Origin of the sequence: Tessaracoccus antarcticus (assembly GCF_003688855.1) — a bacterium.
Lineage (GTDB): Bacteria > Actinomycetota > Actinomycetes > Propionibacteriales > Propionibacteriaceae > Arachnia > Arachnia antarctica.
Map to the genome: position 1 here is coordinate 1 of NZ_REFW01000013.1, position 1011 is coordinate 1011.

General features: G+C 58.3%; 1 protein-coding gene. It reads right to left on the reverse strand.

What is annotated here, in order from left to right; genetic code table 11:
- Positions 1-737: hypothetical protein (locus EAX62_RS16515; protein ID WP_199711367.1), on the reverse strand; the 737-nt coding region annotated here is incomplete at its 3' end.
- Positions 738-1011 lie beyond the last annotated feature (274 nt).

The window sequence follows — 1011 nt, forward strand, 5'->3', positions numbered from 1 at the left end:
TGTTCGAAAACGTTGGCTGATATCAGCACGTTTTGCGATGTGGTGATCTTCACACCGCCTGAAACCGGGGCCTGCTTGAAAGACTCACTATTGTTGCCCCTAATAACAGACTCAGACAAGACGAAATCGTTGGCCTTGTTCAACGCCAACCCAAGACCACCACTCTCCGTGATCGTGATGCGATGAAAACGCATCTTCTTCCCCCAACCATTGATCCCAATGGTTGCGTTCTGTGAAGAAACCACGTTCTCGAGGACGATATCGTTCACCTGGGCGCTAATAGCGCCCCCCATCCAGAACGTGTTCCCATACCGTCGCACACCAATACCACGAACAATCGTCCCAGCACCCTGAATGACCAAACCCTGCTGCAGAGTACTCGCCTCAACCTGCTTGCCCGACGGATCCGAGCCAACATAAAGCCGGCGACCCGCCTCGTCGACGAAGAAAGTCCCCGGCACCACCGAACTCACCGAACCCACTTGGCGAAGCTTCACACCGGCCACCCACACCTGGTCTGGGTAACCCGCTAACGGAAATGCCCGATCGATGAAACGATCCGACTGATCAACACCCTGGCTATGCGAAACACGATGATCGAAAATGTGATTCCAGTTGCCCACTACCCAGGCATTGCCCGAGCGCTGCCAGCCACTCACAACCGAACTACCCTCAAGCCACACAGCCTCCTTCGGGTACGACTGAATCGTCAAACGCTTATTGAACGGAACCGTCACCGACTCACGATAGGCACCACCACGCATCACAATCGTCGACCCCGAGGACGCCCTCTCCACTGCATACGCCAAACTCCCATACGGGCTGGCCGACGTACCAGAACCAGAACGCGACCCACCCGCCACCACGAACACAGCACCCGACGGCACGGGATACGACGCCGAACCCACCGCCACAGAACCAAGCGCCGACGCAGCCGGAACAACCGGAGGCTGAACTGGAGGGGCCGGAGGCTGAACCGGCGGGGCCGGAGGCTGAACCGGCTGGGCCGGC